The organism is Streptomyces sp. NPDC127177 (assembly GCF_042672475.1).
Lineage (GTDB): Bacteria > Actinomycetota > Actinomycetes > Streptomycetales > Streptomycetaceae > Streptomyces.
The window spans coordinates 14,145-31,351 of record NZ_JBHXUW010000001.1 but is presented as its reverse complement, the minus strand read 5'-3'; the positions used below and the strand labels follow the sequence as shown (position 1 = coordinate 31,351).

Sequence of the window (17,207 nt, the reverse complement as noted above, 5' to 3'; positions counted from 1 at the left end):
TCAGCCGGGTGTCCGGGCCCGCTCGAAGGCGAGGGCGACATTGTGTCCGCCGAATCCGAACGAGTGGCTGAGGGCCCGCTCGACGCGCTGTCTGCGGGGCGCCTTTGTCACGCAGTCGAGCCCGTACTCCGCCGGTGGCGCGTCGAGGTTGGCGATCGGCGGCACGAGGCCGTGCTCCAGGGTCAGCACGGTGGCCGCGGCCTCGATCGCGCCACCCGCCGCGAGGGTGTGGCCGATGACGCCCTTCGGAGCGGTCACCGAGGGCCGGTGCGGGAAGAGCCGCGCGATCAGCTCGCCCTCCATCGCGTCGTTCAGCCGGGTGGAGGTGCCGTGCGCGTTGACGTGGTCCACATCGCGTGGGGCCCAGCCCGCCCCGTCCAGGGCCTCCTCCACCGCCATCCGGGCGCCTCGGCCGGCGGGGTCGGGCGCGGTGGGGTGGTGGGCGTCCGTGGCGGCGCCCGCACCGGCCAGTACCGCGCGGGCCCGCCCGCCACGGGCCCGGACGTCACCGGCCCGCTCCAGCACGAGCACGGCGGCGCCCTCCCCCAGGACGAATCCGTCGCGGTCGGCGGCGAACGGCCGTGAAGCCGCCGCCGGTTCACCGGTACGCGCCGACAGCGCCCCCATCCCCGCGAACGCGCTCACCACAAGCGGTGTGAGCACGGACTCCGCACCGCCCGCCACCACCACGTCGCACCGCCCGCTCGCCAGCAGGTCGTGGGCGAGCGCGATCGCGGTGGCACCCGAGGCGCAGGCGGTGGCCGGCGCCAGACTCGGCCCGTGGGCACGCAGGTCGATGGCGACCTCCCCGGCGGCCGCGTTCGGCATCATCATCGGCACGAGGAGCGGGGAGACCGCGGAGGGACCGGCCGCGTCCAGGCTGCGGACGTTGTCGACGAGCACGGACACACCGCCCACTCCGACGCCGAGCACGACGCCGACCCGCCCGCCGTCCCAGCGGTCCGGACGGAGCCCGGCGTCCGCGACGGCCCGGCGCGCGGCGACGAGGGCCATCTTCACGAACCGCGCCATCCGCCACACGGCGCGCCCGCCCACCACCTCGTCCAGGTCGATGGCGTCGGCACGGCAGGCGAAGTCGACCGGGAGACCCGCCAGTTCACCGCAGCGCCGGGCAACGCCCGCACCGGCGCAGAGACCTGCCCAGAAGGTGTGCTCGTCAGCGCCCACCGGTGTCACAAGCCCCAGGCCCGTCACCACAGTTGCCGCCCCGTCCCCCACCATGCCGCAGTCCTCCCGCTCTCGTTCACGCCCGCCGCCCCGAAGGGGGTGTCAGGGGTGAGGATGCGCCCACTGGGCCGAACGGGTCGCCCACCCGGCGGCGCGCCCCACCTCCCGTCACCCGTATGCAGTAACCGGGCGGGGTGTTCACACCCGGGCGAGTGCCGCGTCCAGCTCCGCACCGTCCGGCGGGCGGGCCCCGGCGCGGGCCACGGTCACGGCCGCCGATGCCGCCGCGTGGCGCAGGACGTCGGTGACGGTGGCCCGGTCCAGTGAGCGCAGCCGTTCCCGGCCGTCCACGCCGAGCAGTCCGTGTGCGGCGAGCGCGTGCAGGGTGCCGGACATGAAGGCGTCCCCCGCTCCCACCGTGTCGACGACCTCCGTGGGAGGCGCGTCGACCGTGACCTGTCCGCCGGGCAGGGCGGCGAACGCCCCGTCGCCACCACGGGTGACCAGGACGACGGCCGGGCCGGTGGTGAGCCAGCGCTCGGCGACCCGCTCCGGTTCCTGCCCCGGGTAGAGCCACTCCAGGTCCTCGTCGCTGGCCTTGACCACATCGCTGAGCGCCACACAGTGCTCGGCCTTGCGGACGGCCGCCCCATGGTCGCCCATCAGCTCCGGCCGCACGTTGGGGTCGTAGCTGACGGTCGCCGCTTCCCGCAGCGATTCGACGGCGGCGAGAACGGCCGGCGCCCCGGGTTCCATCACGGCCGCGACCGACCCGGTGTGGACGTGCAGGGGCTGCCGCTCCGGGGAGACCGGGCCGAGCGTCCAGGTGATGTCGAAGGTGTACGTGGCCCTGCCGCTGCCGTCCAGCGTCACGGCGGCGGACGGCGTGGGCTCCGTCGCCCCGTCCGTGCGGACCTCGACCCCGGCGCCGGCCAGATGGTCCCGGATCAGCCGCCCGTTGCCGTCCGGACCGAGCTGGGTGAGCAGCGTCGTGCCGTGCCCGAGTCTGGCCAGGCCGTACGCCACATTGGCCGGGCTGCCTCCCGGGTGCACCCGGTCGACCGCGCCCGGCAGCCGGACGATGTCCGCGACGCATTCACCGATGACCAGCAGGCCGAGTCCTTCGCGCATGTGCGTCTCCTGGAGTGCCGTGACCGCGTGCCCCGGCGGGCGCGGCGGCTCGCGGGCACAATCGGGCCCGATCCTGCCGCACCGGCGCCTGCTGTGTCGCCGCGCACGACGGACGGAGCCCCCGGGCCCGTGGGAGGGCCGGGGGCTCCGGTTCCCGTACGGGTCAGGAGGCGTCCGTGTCCCCGCCCTCGCCGTACCTGCGCTCGAATTTGGCGACCTGCCCCTCGGAGTCGACCACCCGGGCCTTCCCGGTGAAGAAGGGGTGGCTCTCGGCCGAGATCTCGACGTCGATGACGGGGTAGTTGTTGCCGTCGTCCCAGTCGATGGTCTGGTCGCTCGAAGCGGTGGACCTGGTCAGAAAGGCGTAGCCCGCCGACCGGTCGCGGAAGACGACGGGACGGTAGGACGGGTGCTTGTCCTGCTGCATTGCCTGCTCCTGGGGACGTACGGGTACCGGCACGGGACACTCCCGGCCAGCCTGGCGAACCGGAGCGGGCCGCGCGATCGCACACGTCCGTACGGGGCATCGGCAACCGGGGCGGCGCCGGGGTCCCTACCCCTCCAGCGCGTCGGCCACCGATTCCAGGAACCGCGCGTGGGCCCGCGCGCTGCACACCGGCTCGGGGTTCCAGGCGACCACCCGGGCGGTGCGCTCGATCGCCGCCCACGCCTCGTTCGTCCGGAGCTCCGCCAGCGGGGTGGCGTTGACGCGGATGTCGGCGAGCACGACGGCGGGGTTCAGCGCCCCGGCCTCGGACCAGCCGACCGTGGACCAGTTGGCGCCCGGCCCCTCGGCCGGTTCCACGAGGTCGACGCCCAGTTCGGCCAGCACCCGCAGTTCGGGCCACATGCGGGGGCGGGCCAGATGGGCCTGTTCCTGGCCGGCCGGGGAGAGAGCCAGGACCCTGGGCCGGTCCGGTCCGGCGGAAAGGGCGCTCAGCCGGCCCCGGGCGGCCGCCAGCTCCCCGGCGGCCGTCGAGGGCTCCTCGGCACCCAGCGAACGGGCGAGCAGCGCGAACCGGTCGCCGATCTCCGCCAGGGTGCGGGCCTGGCCCACGTCGATGACGACGACCGGGACGTGCTCCTCAAGGTGCTTGGCCGTCTCCGGGGCGATGCCGTAGACCTGGCCGCCGCCGTAACTGACGGCCACGACGAGGTCCGGCTCGCCGCGCAGCAGCGTCTGGACGTCCAGCGTCGTGCCCGCGCCTATGTAGGCGACGTCGGCCAGGGGGAGCGACCCCGTCTTCGCGGTGTCGGGGACGGCGGGGTCGTCATGGCCGGAGCCGAATACGGCGCTCGGCCGTATCCCCTGGTCCCATAAGGTCGCTCCGGCCTGGACATAGGCGAGCACCCTCGTCGGGCGTCGCTCCGCGGACGACAACTGCCCGCGGTCGTCGGAGAATTGCCACACGGTCTGCTCCCTCACGTCATACGCCTCTCGCCACCGGCCGCTTCGTCCCGTTCCGGTCTCGTACACCAGTACTACCCAGGGATCCGGCGCGGCACCCCCGGCACGGCGTCGTTCTACAGGTCCCCCTCGGTGGAGCACACCAGATAGGTGACGGGCCCGGGGTCCGGCACCGGGATCTCGGTGAAGCCGAGCCGGTCGTAGAAGGCTCTCGCCGGGGTGTTGGCGGTGAGCATGGACAGGTGCACCCCCTCGACCCCCTTGGTGCGCAGGGCGGCCAGGAACGTGCGCATCAGCTCTCTCCCGTACCCCCTGCGCTGCTGGTCGGGAAGGAGGTCGATGTGCAAGTGGGCCGGGTGGCGGGCCAGTTCGGGCCGGACCATCCGTTCCGGGTTGTGCAGGAGCGCGATCATCTCGTCGACGGGCCCGCGCGGCGCGCCGTCCGGTCGCGGGTAGCGGTCCTCGACGAGGGGCAGCCAGCGCTTGCGGAACTCCGTCACGAACCGCGGGGTGTCCGCCGTCCCGAGGATGTATCCGACCGCCCGGCCCGTTCCGTCGTCGACCACGAAGGCCAGATCGGGTTCGAGGTACGCGTACGGTGCGGCGAAGATGGACGGCATCAGCTCCGGGTCCGGGTACAGATGCCGGGAGTCGCCGCCGTTGTCGGCCGTCCTGACGCAGATGTCCGCAAGGGCGTCACGGTCGTCCGGGTGGTAGGCACGGAGGCCGGCGAGGGAGGTCATCCCCTCATCCTGCCGCGATGGGAGCGCTCCCAAAAGGGTTGCGCGGAAATACCTTCCGAACCGGGGTGCGTTCCGTGTCGGGCCGCCTCAGGCCGCGTTGCCGCTCCGGCGGCGTGCGGCACCGGCCGACGTCCGGCCGGGTCCGTCAGTCGTTGACGGCCGTCAGCAGCACCACCGCGTCCTCCAGCGCCGCCAGCCCGTGCCGCTCCTGCGGGATCGGGTGCAGCCGTCCGGGTACCAGCTCCACATCGCCCGATGCGGCCGTGAGCCGGACCCGGCCGCGCAGCACCTGGAGGGAGGCGGCGGGCGGGGCGTTGTGCTCGTCGAGCGCGGAACCCGAGGCCAGGGCGATGACGGTCTGCCGCAGCGGGCCCTCGTGCAGCAGGAGGTGGGCGCTACGGCCGTGCGGGGAGGTGCGGGCCGCGGCCAGGTGCTCGGCGGCGAGGGCATTCAGATCGTTCTGGGCGTCCATACGCCCTACTGTGCCGCAGCCCCCGTCCCCCCGCGATCCTGCCCATGGACCCGGCCGGATCCATGGGCAGGCACGTCGGCCACCCGGAGGTCAGGCCCGCAGCCAGACCGCGGTGTCCTGCGGAAGTCGCCCTGCCGCGTCGAGCGGGCCGCTGGCCAGCAGCACCTCGGTGTGGTGGGGCAGCCCGGCCGCGTCGGCGGCCAGATTGACCACACAGACGAGCCCGTCGGCCCGGGTGAAGGAAAGCACTCCGGGCGCCGCGTCCAGCCAGGTCAGGCGGTGTATCCCGGGCTCCCCCGCCGTTCCGAAGCCCGGCTCCGCGCGGCGCAGCCGCAGGGCCTCGCGGTACAGGGTGAGCATCGAGTCCGGATCCTCGCCCTGCAGGTCGGCGGCGTACGAGGACCAGTCGTCCGGCTGCGGGAGCCAGGGTTCGGCGGTCGAGCCGAATCCGGCGTACGGTGCCTGCGCCGACCAGGGCAACGGCACCCGGCAGCCGTCGCGGCCGGGGTCGGTGCCGTTCTTGCGGAAGTGCATGGGGTCCTGGATCCGGTCCAGCGGGATGTCCGCCTCCGGCAGGCCCAGTTCCTCGCCCTGGTAGAGGTAGGCCGCTCCGGGCAGCGCCAGCGAGAGCAGGGCGGCGGCGCGGGCGCGGCGGGTACCCAGGGCCAGGTCGGTCGGTGTGCCGAAGGTCTTCGCGGCGAAGTCGAAGCCGGTCTCGGCGCGGCCGTAGCGGGTGACGGTGCGGGTGACGTCGTGGTTGCACAGGACCCAGGTGGCGGGGGCGCCGACGGAGGCGTGCTCGGCGAGTGTGTCGTCGATCGCGGTCCTGAGCAGTCCGGCGTCCCAGGGGCAGGCCAGGAAGTTGAAGTTGAAGGCGGTGTGCAGCTCGTCGGGGCGCAGGTAGCGGGCGAACCGTTCGGTGTCGGGGAGCCAGACCTCGCCGACGAAGACGCCGCCGTACTCGTCGGCTATGGCGCGCCAGGAACGGTAGATGTCGTGCAGTTCGTCGCGGTCGACGAAGGGGTGCGGGTCGCTGCCCACGACGAAGTCGGGCAGCGCGGGGTCCTTGGCGAGCAGGGCGGCGGAGTCGATCCGTACGCCGGAGACGCCGCGTTCGAACCAGAAGCGCAGCACCTCCTCGTGCTCCTGACGGACCGCCGGGTGCGCCCAGTTGAGGTCGGGCTGCTGGGTGGCGAAGAGGTGGAGGTACCACTCCCCGTCCTCCAGCCTGGTCCAGGGTGTGCCGCCGAATTCGGAGACCCAGTCGTTGGGCGGGATCTCACCGTCGGCGCCTCGTCCCTTGCGGAAGTGGAAGAGGTCGCGCTCGGGGCTGCCGGAGCCGGCTTCGAGCGCGGCACGGAACCAGGCGTGCTGGTCGGAGACGTGGTTGGGCACGATGTCGATGATGGTGCGGATGCCGAGTTCGCGGGCCTCGGCGATCAGCTTCTCCGCCTCGGCCAGGGTCCCGAACGCGGGGTCGATGGTGCGGTAGTCGGCCACGTCGTAGCCGCCGTCGGCGAGCGGCGAGAGGTACCAGGGGGTGAACCAGAGTGCGTCCACGCCGAGTTCGACGAGGTAGGGCAGCCTGGCCCGTACCCCCGCGAGGTCGCCGGTGCCGTCACCGTCGCCATCGGCGAAGCTGCGTACGTAGATCTGGTAGATGGCGGCGTCGCGCCACCAGTTCGCGGTGGCCTCGGACGGACGGTTGGCTGCCACGTGGCGTTCCTTTCGGGCAGGTGGTACTCCACCGCCGGCCCGCAAGCGGGGCAGGACGGTCGGGCCGGCGGCGGAGTGCTGAGGGGAGGGCGGTCGTACGGGTTTCCCCGGGGCGGGGCGGTTCGGGGTCCTGGGGACCTTCTAGCCCTTGAGACCGCCCGCGGTCAGACCGCTCATGATGTTGCGCTGGAAGATCAGGAAGATGAGCAGCGTCGGGATGGACGCGATGGTGAGCGCGGCGATGAGGACGTTCTCCGGTACGCCGTTGGACAGGGAGTAGATGCCGACGTTCAGGGTCTGCTTGCTCGGGTCGGGCAGGGTGAGCATGGGCCAGAGGAAGTCCTTCCACACCCCGACGACGGCGAAGATGGAGACGACACCGAGGATCGGCCGGGAGATCGGCAGGACCACCGAGCGCAGGGTGCGCAGGGGTGACGCGCCGTCTATGGCGGCGGCGTCGAGGAGTTCTCTCGGGATGGAGTCGAAGAACCGCTTCAGCAGGAAGATGTTGAAGGCGTTGGTGACGGACGGCAGCCAGATCGCCCACGGCGAGTTGAGCAGGTTGCGCTGGAAGATCGGCACGTCCAGGACGGTCAGGTACTGCGGTACGACCAGGACGGTGGCCGGAATCATCAGGGTGGCCAGCATCATGCCGAGGATGATCTTTCCGAACACCGGCCGCAGCTTGGAGAGCGAGTAGGCGGCGGCGACGTCGAAGACCAGTTGGAAGGCGAGCGCGCCGAAGGCGTAGTACAGGGTGTTGAAGAGCAGCTTGGACAGGTCCATCACGGTCCAGGCCCGGCTGTAGTTCTCCGTGTGGATCGAGCTGGGGAAGGCGGTGGGCGGGCTCTGCACCACTTCCTGGGTGGTCTTGAGTCCACCGGTGATCATCCAGTACAGGGGGCCGAGGAAGGCCACCGTGAACAGGAGGATCACCAGGGCGAAGACGATCCAGTAGACGGTCCTGCCGCGGCTCCGGCCGAGCTGGGCCGGCGAGATCAGGGTCCGCTGGCGCCCGATGTCGGCGGGGCGTGCCGCCCTGCGCCGCCCGGCCTTGCGCGCGTCGCTCCCGGGCCGGGAGGCAATCGTGTTCGATGCCATGGTCGTATCTCCCGTCCTAGTCTTCGCTGCTGCGGCTCAGTCGTACGTACACCGCGGAGACTGCCGCGAGGACGACGAGCAGGACGAGGCCGAGTGCCGCCGCGCTGCCGTAGTTGTTGAAGTTGAAGGCGTACTGGTAGATGAGGTAGACGACGGTGGTGGTGGAGCCCTCGGGCCCGGCGCCGTTGGTGAGCAGGAACGGCTCGGTGAAGACCTGCATCGTCGCGATGATCTGCATCAGCAGGAGCAGCGAGAGGATGAGCCGGGTCTGCGGGATGGTGACGTGCCAGACCTTGCGCAGCAGCCCCGCGCCGTCCAGTTCGGCCGCCTCGTACAGCTCGCCCGGGATGCCCTGGAGTGCGGCCAGGTAGATCAGGGTCGCGCCGCCCATGTTCATCCAGGTGGCCGCGATGACGACCGAGAGCATGGCGGTGTCGGTGTCCTGGAGCCATTGCTGGCCGGGCAGGTGGAAGATCTCCAGGATGCGGTTGAAGAGTCCGTAGCCGGGGTCGTAGAAGTACTTGAAGAGCAGTACGGAGGCGACCGGCGGCAGCATCACGGGCAGATAGACGAGCAGTCTCAGGTACCCCTGTCCGTGCCGGAACTCGTTGAGCACGACGGCGACGACGAACGGGACGGCGAAGCCGAAGACCAGTGCGAGCACCGTGAACAGCAGGGTGTTGCGCCAGGCCTGCCAGAACGCCGGGTCGTTCACGACGTAGGACAGGTTGGACCAGCCGGCCCAGGTGGTCTTGCCGTTCTCGGTCTTCTGGAAGGCCAGGATGAATTCCCGGACCATCGGATACCAGGAGAAGAACGAGAAGCAGAGCACCGCTCCGATGAGGAAGCCGTGCGCTGAGATGTTGCGGCGCACTGCGCGCAGGAACTCCTCGCGGGCGGAGGTCGGGCGTGCGGGGCGTGCGTGTCCGGTGCCAGGCCTGGTCGCCTTGCGGGGGGACAGAGTAGGGGCCGACATGGTGTCTCCTCGGTGCCGGTGAGCTGGAACGCAGTGGGACGGCCGGGGTGCGGGGCCGGGTCCGCGGGTCCCGGCCCCGCGCGTCCGTTACTGGTTCGCCAGGACCTGGTTGACCTGCTGCTCGGCGGTGGAGAGCAGCTTGTCGACGTCGGCGTCCTTGTTGGTCAGGACGCCCGACATGGCGTTGTCGAGGATCTTGTAGATCTCCTGCGCCTTCGGCGGCTCGGCCTTGCCCTTGACGGGGTTGTCCATGAAGGCCTTGAAGTTCTCGATGGGCATCGAGGCGTTGTCGGTGCGCGCCTTGTCGTCCTTGGCCTTGCTGTCGCCCAGGAAGAAGTTCGGCTGCGGAAGTCCGACGGGGAGCTTGTCGGCCTTGGTGCGGGCCCATTCGAACTGCCCCTTGCCGGGGCTGAGGTTCTTGAAGTTCAGCCAGGCGACGGCGGCCTTGATCTGGTCGGGCGAGCTGCCCTTCTTGATCATGTAGTTGTTGCCGCCGAAGAGGGTGCCCTTCGCGCCGGGGATCGGGCCGAGACCGAAGGTCTCGTACTTGGCGCCGAGCTGCTGCACCATGTACGCGATGTCGTCGGGGGCGGCGAGGAACATGCCGAGCTTGTCGGTGGATATCTGCTTCTGCAGATCGCCCCACTTCAGCAGCTGGGTCTTGCCCATGCTGTCGTCCTCCCAGCGCATGTCGTGCAGCTGCTGGAGGACCTGCTTGCCGGTGGCGTTGTTGAAGGCCGCCTTCTTGCCCGAGGCGTCGACGACGTCCCCGCCGAGGCCGTACTGGGTGGCGGCGAAGTGCCAGCCGCCGTTGTTGCCGGCGCTGTACTCGCCGAAGCCCGCGATGCCCTTGCCGAGAGCCGCGATCTTCTTGGCCGCCGTGCGGACCTCGTCCCAGGTGGCGGGCGGCGTGTTCGGGTCGAGACCGGCCTGCTCGAACAGGGTCCGGTTGATCATCAGACCCATGGTGTAGTTGCTGGTCGGCAGGGCGTAGAGCTTGCCGTCCTTGCGTGCCACATCGATGACCTGGGGCTGGATGTCCTTGAGTGCGGGCACCGACTTGTCGTTGACGTAGGCGGAGATGTCCTCGGCCCCGTCGTTGTCCAGTACCTGCTGAAGGTCGGTGAAGTACGCGTAGAAGACGTCCGGCTGCGACTTGCCCTTCAGCATCGCCGTGAAGCGGGGCGGCTCCAGGCACTGCCCGGGGGTGGACTTTCCGTTGATCGTGACGTTCGGGTAGGTCTTGTTGAACGTCTTGATGTCCTCGTTCCACTCACGCAGCTCCGCGGCCTTGGCCGCCGGCGGCATACAGTCGATCGAGATCGTCACCTTGGCCTTCGGGTCGAGCGGGGCCGACGGGTCGGACGAACCCTTGGATCCGCTGTCCTTGTCACCGTTGTCGCTGCTGCTGCTCGTGCCGCAGGAGGCGAGAGCGGTCAGGGCGAGTGCGGTGACGAGGGCGGCCGCTGAGGCACGGCTTGTACGGCGTGTGCGGCGGAACCCAGCACTTCTCATCGATGGTCCCCTTCGGGCATGAGCATGGAAGGCCCTCGGCCGGCTCTCTGCCGGGGCGAGGCACACTCAACCAGCGCCGACATGTGAACGCAATATCTCGCGCAGTTTTCGTAAAAGTTTGACAGCCGGTCGTACGCCTCGTGCGATGCACGAAAGAGGCGTACCGCCGGGCTCCATCGAGCCCGGACAGCACGCCAGGGGTGGTTCTGTACGGTTCACGACCGGCCGACAGCGCCGTTCCTGCAAACTTCGCACGTTGGTGCGCAAGGAATTTGCGCACCACGGGACGCCGCCCGGCGGGCCGGACGGCGTCCCTGCGTGCGGGGCCGCTACGGGTTGATGTTGATCTTCATGGTGGAGGTCGTGTTCTTCACGTCCTGTGCGTTGCCGCTGAGCTTCAGGCCGTTGAAGGTGACCTCACCGACGGCCGGCCCCTGGCCGGCCTCCGGCATCTCGTTGGCCCACAGTCCGAAGCCGGACTTGGCGTCGAAGGCGTCCCCGCTCTTGCGGGCGCCGGTGATCGAGATGTCGCTCAGCACGGTGTCCTTGATCGGGAACTGCGGCTGTCCTCCCACGTAGTTGGTCTGGAACATGATGCCGCTGTACGTCGGGTCGACGATGTCGACGTTGTTGATCCTGATGCCCTGGAACACCTTGGAGGCCGAGAACAGCCAGATGCCCGGGAAGGTCTGCGTCCCCCAGAAGTGGCCGCCGGAGCGGACGACCGACACGTTCTCGATCGTCGTCGGTTCGGCCCCGAACCCGTTCATCGGATAGCCGAAGTCCAGCGAGCTCACCGTGACGCCCGCGTAGACCAGGGTGTCCGCGATGTGGATGTTGCGGAAGGTGTTGTCGAAGCCGCCGTAGACGGCGACGCCCGCCGCGCGCCAGGTCAGGATCGAGGTGAGGTTCTCGTAGACGTTGTTCTTCATGTCCGAGCCGCCGGAGTCGATGGCCGAGAACAGCGCGAAGCTGTCGTCGCCCGTGGACCGCGACTCGTTGTTGACGACGTGGTTGTCCGTCGAGCCGTTGGTCATGTTGACGCCGTCGGCGAACGTGTCCCGGATACGGGAGTTCTTGATGGTGATGCTGTCGGTGTTGGCGCCCCAGTAGAGGCACACCGTGTGCTCGTTCCAGACGTTGTCGATGGTGATGTCGGAGACGTTGGAGAAGTCGAACACCTTGCCGGGGCCGTCGATGCGCGAGGTGTAGTTCCCGAAGTACGCGAAGTTCGCGAACGACGATCCCTTCGCACTGGCCTCGGCCCGGAAGCCGTTGTCGGTGTTCTCCTGGGAATCGGGCGCGTGGAACCTGGTGTACCAGGGACCGGCGCCGACGACCTTGACGGCCTTCCCGTAGACCTGGAACTTGCTCGCGGTCTGGTAGTCACCGGCCGGCAGATAGACGCCGACCAGCTTGCCCGTGGTGTCCATCCGGACCTTGTCCAGGGCGTTCTGGACGTCCTGGTGGGTGAATCCGGCGGGTACGGCATAGGCGGCCGGGTCCGGGTTGGCGATCTGCGACGCCTGCTCCAGGCTGACGAAGTCGATCGCGTAGGTGGAGGTGTTCGCGGCGTCCTTCTGGAGCCGGATCCTGCTGCCGGCCGGGACGGTCTTGCCCAGCATCACGTTGGCCTCGTCGTAGATGTGCCGCGGCGCACCCGAGCCCGGGGAGTTCCCGGGTCCGGTCTCGTCGCCGTACAGCCAGGCGTACTTCGACGTGAGGTCGATCGCCTTGAGGAAGGTGCCGTCCACGTAGAGGTTCAGCGTGGAGTCGATGCCTCCGCCGCCCGCGGAGTCGGGGATGGAGAACCTGGTCACCAGGGTGTTGGTGCTCGCCCGGGTGGTGAACTCCACGTAGTTGCCGTTGTTGTTGAGGGTCACGGCCTTGCGGCCGGAGGCCTCGCCGGCGATGTCCCCGACGGTCCGGTTCGGGCCGACGACCTGGGCGCCACCACCGGTGACACCGTCCTCCGCCTCGTACATGTCGTACGGCATGTCGGCGCCGCGGCCGACGAAGAGCGAGCTGGTGGAGGTGTTGTTCCCGCGCTTCACCGGGAGCTCGTTGGCGTCGTCCGCGATCACCGTCTTCACGGTGTACGAGCCGTTGGCGGCCGTCCAGCTGCCGAGCCCGACCGGGGCGCTGGTCGCGCCGGCGGCGATCGCACCGCTGTACGCGCCGGTGAGGGTCTTCACCGTGGCGCCCTTGGAGTCGGTCAGGGTCAGCGTGACGGCGTGACTGCCACCGGCGGACGCCACCGAGCCCTGGTTCTTGACCGCAACCGAGAAGGTGACGCTGTCGCCCTCGGACGGGGAGGACGGGGAGGTGCTGACAGCGGTCGCGACCAGGTCCGAGCTGGCTACCGGTTTGACGACCAGAGCGGTCGTGCTCGTGTAGGTGTTGTCGGTCTCGTTCTGCTCGATGACCTCGTTCGCCGGGTCGGCGACGGCACCGATTTCGTAGGTGCCCGCGTCACGCGCCCCGATCTCGGCGCTGACCTGGGCAGAGGCTCCGCCCGCCAGTGCGCCGACGGAGGCGGTGGCGACCTTGGAACCGCCGAGCCGGAATTCCAGCTTGCTCGCCGGCGCCGCCACCGAACCGCTGTTGCGCACGGTCGCGGTGAGCGTGACGGGGTCCGACTCGACCGGTGCGGCCGGTGCCGCCGTCACCGAGGTGACCTGGAGGTTCGGGTTGGGTGCCGGTGCGCCCAGCACCTGGAACTCGGCGACCTGACCGGCTGCGGAACCGGTGTTGGAGGTGAACTTCAGCTGGACGTCGGCGACCCTGCCGCTGACCGGTATGGTCACCGCGTTGCCGCTGCCGGGGTTGAACGCGTAGTCCTTGGCCGCGACCAGGCTGGTGAAGGCCGAGGCGCTCTGCTCACGGCCGAGCACCTGGATGTTCTGCGTCCTGGCACCCCAGCTGCTGTCCGGGTTGAGCTTGACGACGACGCTGTCGGTGTCGGCGTTGGCACCCAGCTTCACGGTCAGCGTGTTCGGGTAACTGCCCCCGGCGCCCTCCCAGTAGGTGCTCAGGCTGTTGTCGTTGGCGTTCTCCGCGACGAACGTGTGGACCACCGACGAGGCGGTGATGGGTTTGCCGATCGCGAGGTTGGAGGCCGCGCTCGTGCTGCCGTTGCGGGTGACGGTGTTGCTGTCGCCGGACACGTTGCCGGCCGCGTCCTTGGCGCGGACGGTGTAGGAGACCGTGGTGGCGGCGGACTGGGTGTCGGTGTACGTGGTGACGTCGCCCGCCACGCTCTTGCGGAGCACGTTGTTGGCGTAGATGTCGTACCCGGTGACGGCCTTGTTGTCGGTGGATGCCTGCCAGGCCAGCTTGATCTGCCCGGCGGACGGTTCGGTGAAGCTCAGGTTCGCCGGCGCGGTCGGGGCCTGGGTGTCCCCCGAGTCACCGCCGCGGGTCACGGTGTTGCTGTTCCCCGAGACGTTGCCCGCCGCGTCCCTGGCGCGGACGTAGTACGACACGGTGGCGCCGGCCGGGCGGGTGTCGGTGTAGGTGGTGACGTTGCCGGCCACGCTGGTCAGCAGCGTGTTGTCGGCGTAGATGTCGTATCCGGTGACTGCGGTGTCGTCCGTCGAGGCCTTCCAGGTCAGCTTGATCTGCCCGGTGGCCGGTTCCGTGTACGCCAGCTGTGTCGGCGCGGCCGGTGCCTGGGTGTCGCCGGACTCCGGGCCGTAGATCTCCAGCTCGGAGACCTGGGCGCCCGGCTGGACCGAGTTGGCGCTGACCAGGACGCGCACATAACGGGTGGTCGTGGCGTCGAAGGTGATCGTCGCCGACTCGCCGGCCGTCGGGCTGAAGGTGTACGCCTTGGACTGCGTCAGGTCGGTGAAGTCCGAGCCGTTGCCGCTGCCCTGGATCTTCAGCGTCTGACTGCGGCTCTCCCAGCCGTCCGGCAGCCGCAGCACGACGCGGTCGACCCGCACCGACGAGCCGAGGTCGGCCTGGATCCACTGCGGGAGGTCGCCGTTGCGGCTCTCCCAGTAGCTGGCCGTGTTGCCGTCGTTGGCCTGTGCCGCGATGTAGGTCTGGGTGTAACTGCTGGCCGTGAGCGTGCGGCCCGAGGCGAGGTTGACCGACGACTCCGCCGCCGCGCGGACCTCCAGCTCGGCGAGCTGGCCGTTCTTCGACCCGGTGTTCGCGGTGATGTTCGCCCTGACGAACCGGGCGCGGGTGGCCGGGAACCCGATGGTCACCTTGTTGGAGCTGCCCGGTGCGAAGGTGTAGACGGCCGAGGTCTTCAGCGTCGAGAAGCTCGTGCCGTCGGCGCTGCCCTGCAGGGAGAGCGTCTGGCGACGGCTCTCCCAGCCGGCGGGAAGCTTCAGCGTGACCTGGTCGATACGGGTGGTTCTGCCCAGGTCGCTCTGCACCCACTGGGGCAGGGCGCTGCCCGACCCCTCCCAGTACGTCGACTGCTCGCCGTCGGTGATGTTGTCCGCGGCTTTCCCGCTGCCCGCGCTGCTCGCGACCGCCGTACGGCCGGCCGCGATGTTCGGGCCGCCGGCCGCGGACGCGTGGAGCGCCGGCCAGCCGACCATCAACAGGCTGGTGGTGACAGCGGCGGAGAGGGCCCGCCATCTCCAGCGTTGCGTTCTCATATGTCCCCGATCTTCGGCCTCGGCGCAGGGCGCGACCAAGGCGCGGCTCTGTCTGCGTACCTGCGAGGGCATACTTTCCTGCACCCACAGGATGGACTTTTGCGTATTGCGGTCAGAGAGTTGCAGAGAAATGACGACGAGTCCACCATTGCGGCAGAAGATGAAGCACAAGCGGATTCCGTCGCACCGGCTCAACTGGGCTGACACGCAAGGCGAAAGCGCGCCACATCCAGGTACCGCAAATCAGTCGCAAATTGCGCAAGGAATTTGCGGGAAACTGAAAGACACTGAAAGGCGCCAGCTCGGACGAGGGAAGCGGTGACCGGAAATCCGGGGCGCACAGGCCGGGCCGGGCACACCGGAGAACGGGGCGGGCCAGTTATACAGTCGAAACTGTACAACTCAAGCTGTAGGTTCTAGTGTGGCGTGCATGAACGAGAGCCCGCGCCTGTCACCCTCGGCGGTCCAGGCTTCGCGAGAGGTCCGTACGGTCATCGGCCGACTGCGGCGCCGCATCCTGAACGCCGCCGAGGCCGAGGACATCACCTTCGGTCAGGAGTCGGTCCTGACCCGCCTGTCGGGCGAGGAAGGGGTCACGGCCAGTGAGCTCGCCTCCGCCGAGGGGGTGCGCCATCAGTCGATGACGGCAACGGTCGCGTCGCTGACCGACCTGGGTCTGGTGGAACGGCGCCCCGACCCGGCCGACGGGCGCCGGCTGCTGATCGCGCTGACCCCGGAGGGCGTGCGGCGGGTGGCGGAGGGGCGGCAGGTCCGGCAGGAGTGGCTGGCCGGTGAGTTGCAGGACCGGTGCACGGAGGAGGAGCGCCGGGCAGTGATCGCCGCCATGGCCGTACTGGAGCGCCTCACCCATGACTGACCGGACCACCGCGCAGAAGACGGGAACGGCCGGACCCACGGGTTTCGACCGGCGGCTGCTGCCGCCGATGATGCTGGGCTCGGTCCTGAACCCGGTCAACTCCACGATCATCGCGGTCACGCTCATCCCCATCGGCGACGCGCTGGGCGCTCCGCCCTCCCGGACCGCGTGGCTTGTCTCGGCGCTCTATCTCGCCACGGCTCTCGGGCAGCCCGTCGTGGGCCGGCTCATCGACATCTTCGGGCCGCGCAGGCTCTTCCTCGTCAGCACGAGCCTGGTCGGGGTCGCCGGTGTCATCGGCACCCTGGCGCCGAACCTGGGGGTGCTGATCGCCTCGCGCGTCCTGCTCGGGTTCGGCACCTGCGCCGGGTATCCCGCCGCGATGGCGCTGGTGCGCAGCGAGGCGCGGCGCACCGGCCGGGACAGTCCCGGCGGTGTGCTGACCGCCCTGGCCGTGGCCAACCAGACCATCGCCGTGATCGGCCCTCTGCTGGGCGGTCTGCTGATCGGTCTCGGCGGCTGGCGGGCCACCTTCGCGGTGAATGTGCCTCTGGCCGTCGTGGCCGTGGCGCTGGGCCGGCTGCGACTGCCCAGGGAGGCGGGCACCGGCGAGTCACCGCAGCGCGGGCGCATCGCCGCCCAGCTCGACCTGCCGGGGATGGCGCTGTTCGCCGCGATGCTCGTATCCCTGCTGCTGTTCCTGATGAACCTGCACCTGCGCGACTGGTACCTGCTGGCCATCGCCGCCGCCGCGAGCGCCGCGTTCGCGGTGCGGGAGCTGCGGGCCGCCACCCCGTTCATCGATCTGCGGGTACTGGGCGGCAACACGCCGCTGCTCGTCACCTACGGGCGCGCGCTGGTCGCCTATGTCGTCTCCTACTCCTTCCTCTACGGGTTCACCCAGTGGACGGAGGAGGGGTTCGGCCTGTCGCCCTTCCACGCGGGGCTGGTGCAGATCCCCATGTTCCTGGTCGCCATCGGCGTCTCGGTCCTCAGCGGACGGCGCAGGGGCGTACGCGGCAAACTGCTCGTCGGCGGGCTCGGACAGATCGTCGCCTGCGTCGTGATGCTGATGACCGGCGCGGACAGCCCCGTGTGGACGCTGGTTCTCGTCGCCCTGATCTTCGGTGTCCCGCAGGGACTGAACAGCCTGGCCCTGCAGAACTCCGTGTACTACCAGGCCGACCCCGAGCGCACCGCGTCCTCGGCGGGTCTGCTGCGCACCTTCGCGTACGTCGGCTCGATGGTCGCCTCCGCCACGGCGGCCGCCTCCTTCGGAGAACGCGCGGACACCGGCGGCATGCACCACCTCGCCTGGGTCATGCTCGGCGCCGGCGCGCTCTACCTCCTGCTGACCGTCTTCGACCGGACGCTCGGCCGTGCGAAGGACGGCCGGAGCCCGGCGGACGCGTCCTGAGGGAGCGCCGTCCGCCCGCGGGGCAGGCCCGGCCTCCGCAACAC

General features: G+C 70.0%; 13 protein-coding genes. 2 read left to right on the top strand and 11 right to left on the bottom strand.

Features of this window, described 5'->3' with window-relative positions; genetic code table 11:
• From ACFVJX_RS00120 to ACFVJX_RS00070, 11 genes are all read right to left on the bottom strand, one after another.
• Window positions 1-1,242 (bottom strand): beta-ketoacyl-[acyl-carrier-protein] synthase family protein, encoded by a 1,242-nt coding sequence (locus ACFVJX_RS00120; protein WP_384127735.1) that lies wholly within the window; start codon window positions 1,240-1,242, stop codon window positions 1-3.
• A 144-nt stretch (window positions 1,243-1,386) separates the two neighbouring features.
• Entirely contained in the window at window positions 1,387-2,319 is a 933-nt protein-coding gene (locus ACFVJX_RS00115) for a carbohydrate kinase (RefSeq protein WP_384127733.1), read from the bottom strand.
• Window positions 2,320-2,482: 163 nt separating this feature from the next.
• A complete protein-coding gene (locus ACFVJX_RS00110) occupies window positions 2,483-2,746 on the bottom strand; it encodes a type B 50S ribosomal protein L31 (protein WP_384127732.1) in 264 nt (87 codons plus the stop codon).
• A 126-nt stretch (window positions 2,747-2,872) separates the two neighbouring features.
• Window positions 2,873-3,745, bottom strand: a complete 873-nt coding sequence (locus ACFVJX_RS00105) for an ABC transporter substrate-binding protein (protein WP_384127730.1) — start codon at window positions 3,743-3,745, stop codon at window positions 2,873-2,875.
• A 98-nt stretch (window positions 3,746-3,843) separates the two neighbouring features.
• Entirely contained in the window at window positions 3,844-4,470 is a 627-nt protein-coding gene (locus tag ACFVJX_RS00100; RefSeq protein WP_384127729.1) for a GNAT family N-acetyltransferase, read from the bottom strand.
• 145 nt (window positions 4,471-4,615) lie between these two features.
• Complete coding sequence (locus ACFVJX_RS00095; protein WP_384127728.1) at window positions 4,616-4,942, bottom strand: cupin; 327 nt, start codon at window positions 4,940-4,942, stop codon at window positions 4,616-4,618.
• A 90-nt stretch (window positions 4,943-5,032) separates the two neighbouring features.
• Window positions 5,033-6,658, bottom strand: a complete 1,626-nt coding sequence (locus ACFVJX_RS00090; RefSeq protein ID WP_384127726.1) for a glycoside hydrolase family 13 protein — start codon at window positions 6,656-6,658, stop codon at window positions 5,033-5,035.
• A gap of 141 nt (window positions 6,659-6,799) precedes the next feature.
• A complete protein-coding gene (locus tag ACFVJX_RS00085; RefSeq protein ID WP_384127725.1) occupies window positions 6,800-7,759 on the bottom strand; it encodes a carbohydrate ABC transporter permease in 960 nt (319 codons plus the stop codon).
• Between the two features lie 16 nt (window positions 7,760-7,775).
• Window positions 7,776-8,735: a carbohydrate ABC transporter permease gene (locus ACFVJX_RS00080; protein ID WP_384127723.1), complete on the bottom strand. Its 960-nt coding sequence runs from the start codon at window positions 8,733-8,735 to the stop codon at window positions 7,776-7,778.
• A gap of 87 nt (window positions 8,736-8,822) precedes the next feature.
• Window positions 8,823-10,250, bottom strand: coding sequence for an extracellular solute-binding protein (locus ACFVJX_RS00075; protein ID WP_384127722.1), 1,428 nt, complete (start codon window positions 10,248-10,250; stop codon window positions 8,823-8,825).
• 329 nt (window positions 10,251-10,579) lie between these two features.
• A complete protein-coding gene (locus ACFVJX_RS00070; protein ID WP_384127721.1) occupies window positions 10,580-14,869 on the bottom strand; it encodes a discoidin domain-containing protein in 4,290 nt (1,429 codons plus the stop codon).
• 430 nt (window positions 14,870-15,299) lie between these two features.
• Between ACFVJX_RS00070 and ACFVJX_RS00065 the strand changes: the two genes are divergently transcribed.
• Window positions 15,300-15,746: a MarR family winged helix-turn-helix transcriptional regulator gene (locus tag ACFVJX_RS00065; protein ID WP_384127719.1), complete on the top strand. Its 447-nt coding sequence runs from the start codon at window positions 15,300-15,302 to the stop codon at window positions 15,744-15,746.
• On the top strand, window positions 15,739-17,163 hold the full coding sequence (locus tag ACFVJX_RS00060; RefSeq protein ID WP_384127718.1) for an MFS transporter: 1,425 nt from the start codon (window positions 15,739-15,741) through the stop codon (window positions 17,161-17,163). The genes ACFVJX_RS00065 and ACFVJX_RS00060 overlap by 8 nt, the downstream gene beginning before the upstream one ends.
• The last annotated feature ends 44 nt before the right edge of the window (window positions 17,164-17,207 follow it).

What these genes read in the sequence shown, in the direction of transcription:
- ACFVJX_RS00080 (WP_384127723.1), bottom strand. Translation starts at nt 8,735, where the DNA reads ATGTCGGCCCCTACTCTGTCCCCCCGCAAGGCGACCAGGCCTGGCACC.
- ACFVJX_RS00100 (WP_384127729.1), bottom strand. Translation starts at nt 4,470, where the DNA reads ATGACCTCCCTCGCCGGCCTCCGTGCCTACCACCCGGACGACCGTGAC.
- ACFVJX_RS00120 (WP_384127735.1), bottom strand. Translation starts at nt 1,242, where the DNA reads ATGGTGGGGGACGGGGCGGCAACTGTGGTGACGGGCCTGGGGCTTGTG.
- ACFVJX_RS00070 (WP_384127721.1), bottom strand. Translation starts at nt 14,869, where the DNA reads ATGAGAACGCAACGCTGGAGATGGCGGGCCCTCTCCGCCGCTGTCACC.
- ACFVJX_RS00095 (WP_384127728.1), bottom strand. Translation starts at nt 4,942, where the DNA reads ATGGACGCCCAGAACGATCTGAATGCCCTCGCCGCCGAGCACCTGGCC.
- ACFVJX_RS00075 (WP_384127722.1), bottom strand. Translation starts at nt 10,250, where the DNA reads ATGAGAAGTGCTGGGTTCCGCCGCACACGCCGTACAAGCCGTGCCTCA.
- ACFVJX_RS00065 (WP_384127719.1), top strand. Translation starts at nt 15,300, where the DNA reads ATGAACGAGAGCCCGCGCCTGTCACCCTCGGCGGTCCAGGCTTCGCGA.
- ACFVJX_RS00085 (WP_384127725.1), bottom strand. Translation starts at nt 7,759, where the DNA reads ATGGCATCGAACACGATTGCCTCCCGGCCCGGGAGCGACGCGCGCAAG.
- ACFVJX_RS00060 (WP_384127718.1), top strand. Translation starts at nt 15,739, where the DNA reads ATGACTGACCGGACCACCGCGCAGAAGACGGGAACGGCCGGACCCACG.
- ACFVJX_RS00115 (WP_384127733.1), bottom strand. Translation starts at nt 2,319, where the DNA reads ATGCGCGAAGGACTCGGCCTGCTGGTCATCGGTGAATGCGTCGCGGAC.
- ACFVJX_RS00110 (WP_384127732.1), bottom strand. Translation starts at nt 2,746, where the DNA reads ATGCAGCAGGACAAGCACCCGTCCTACCGTCCCGTCGTCTTCCGCGAC.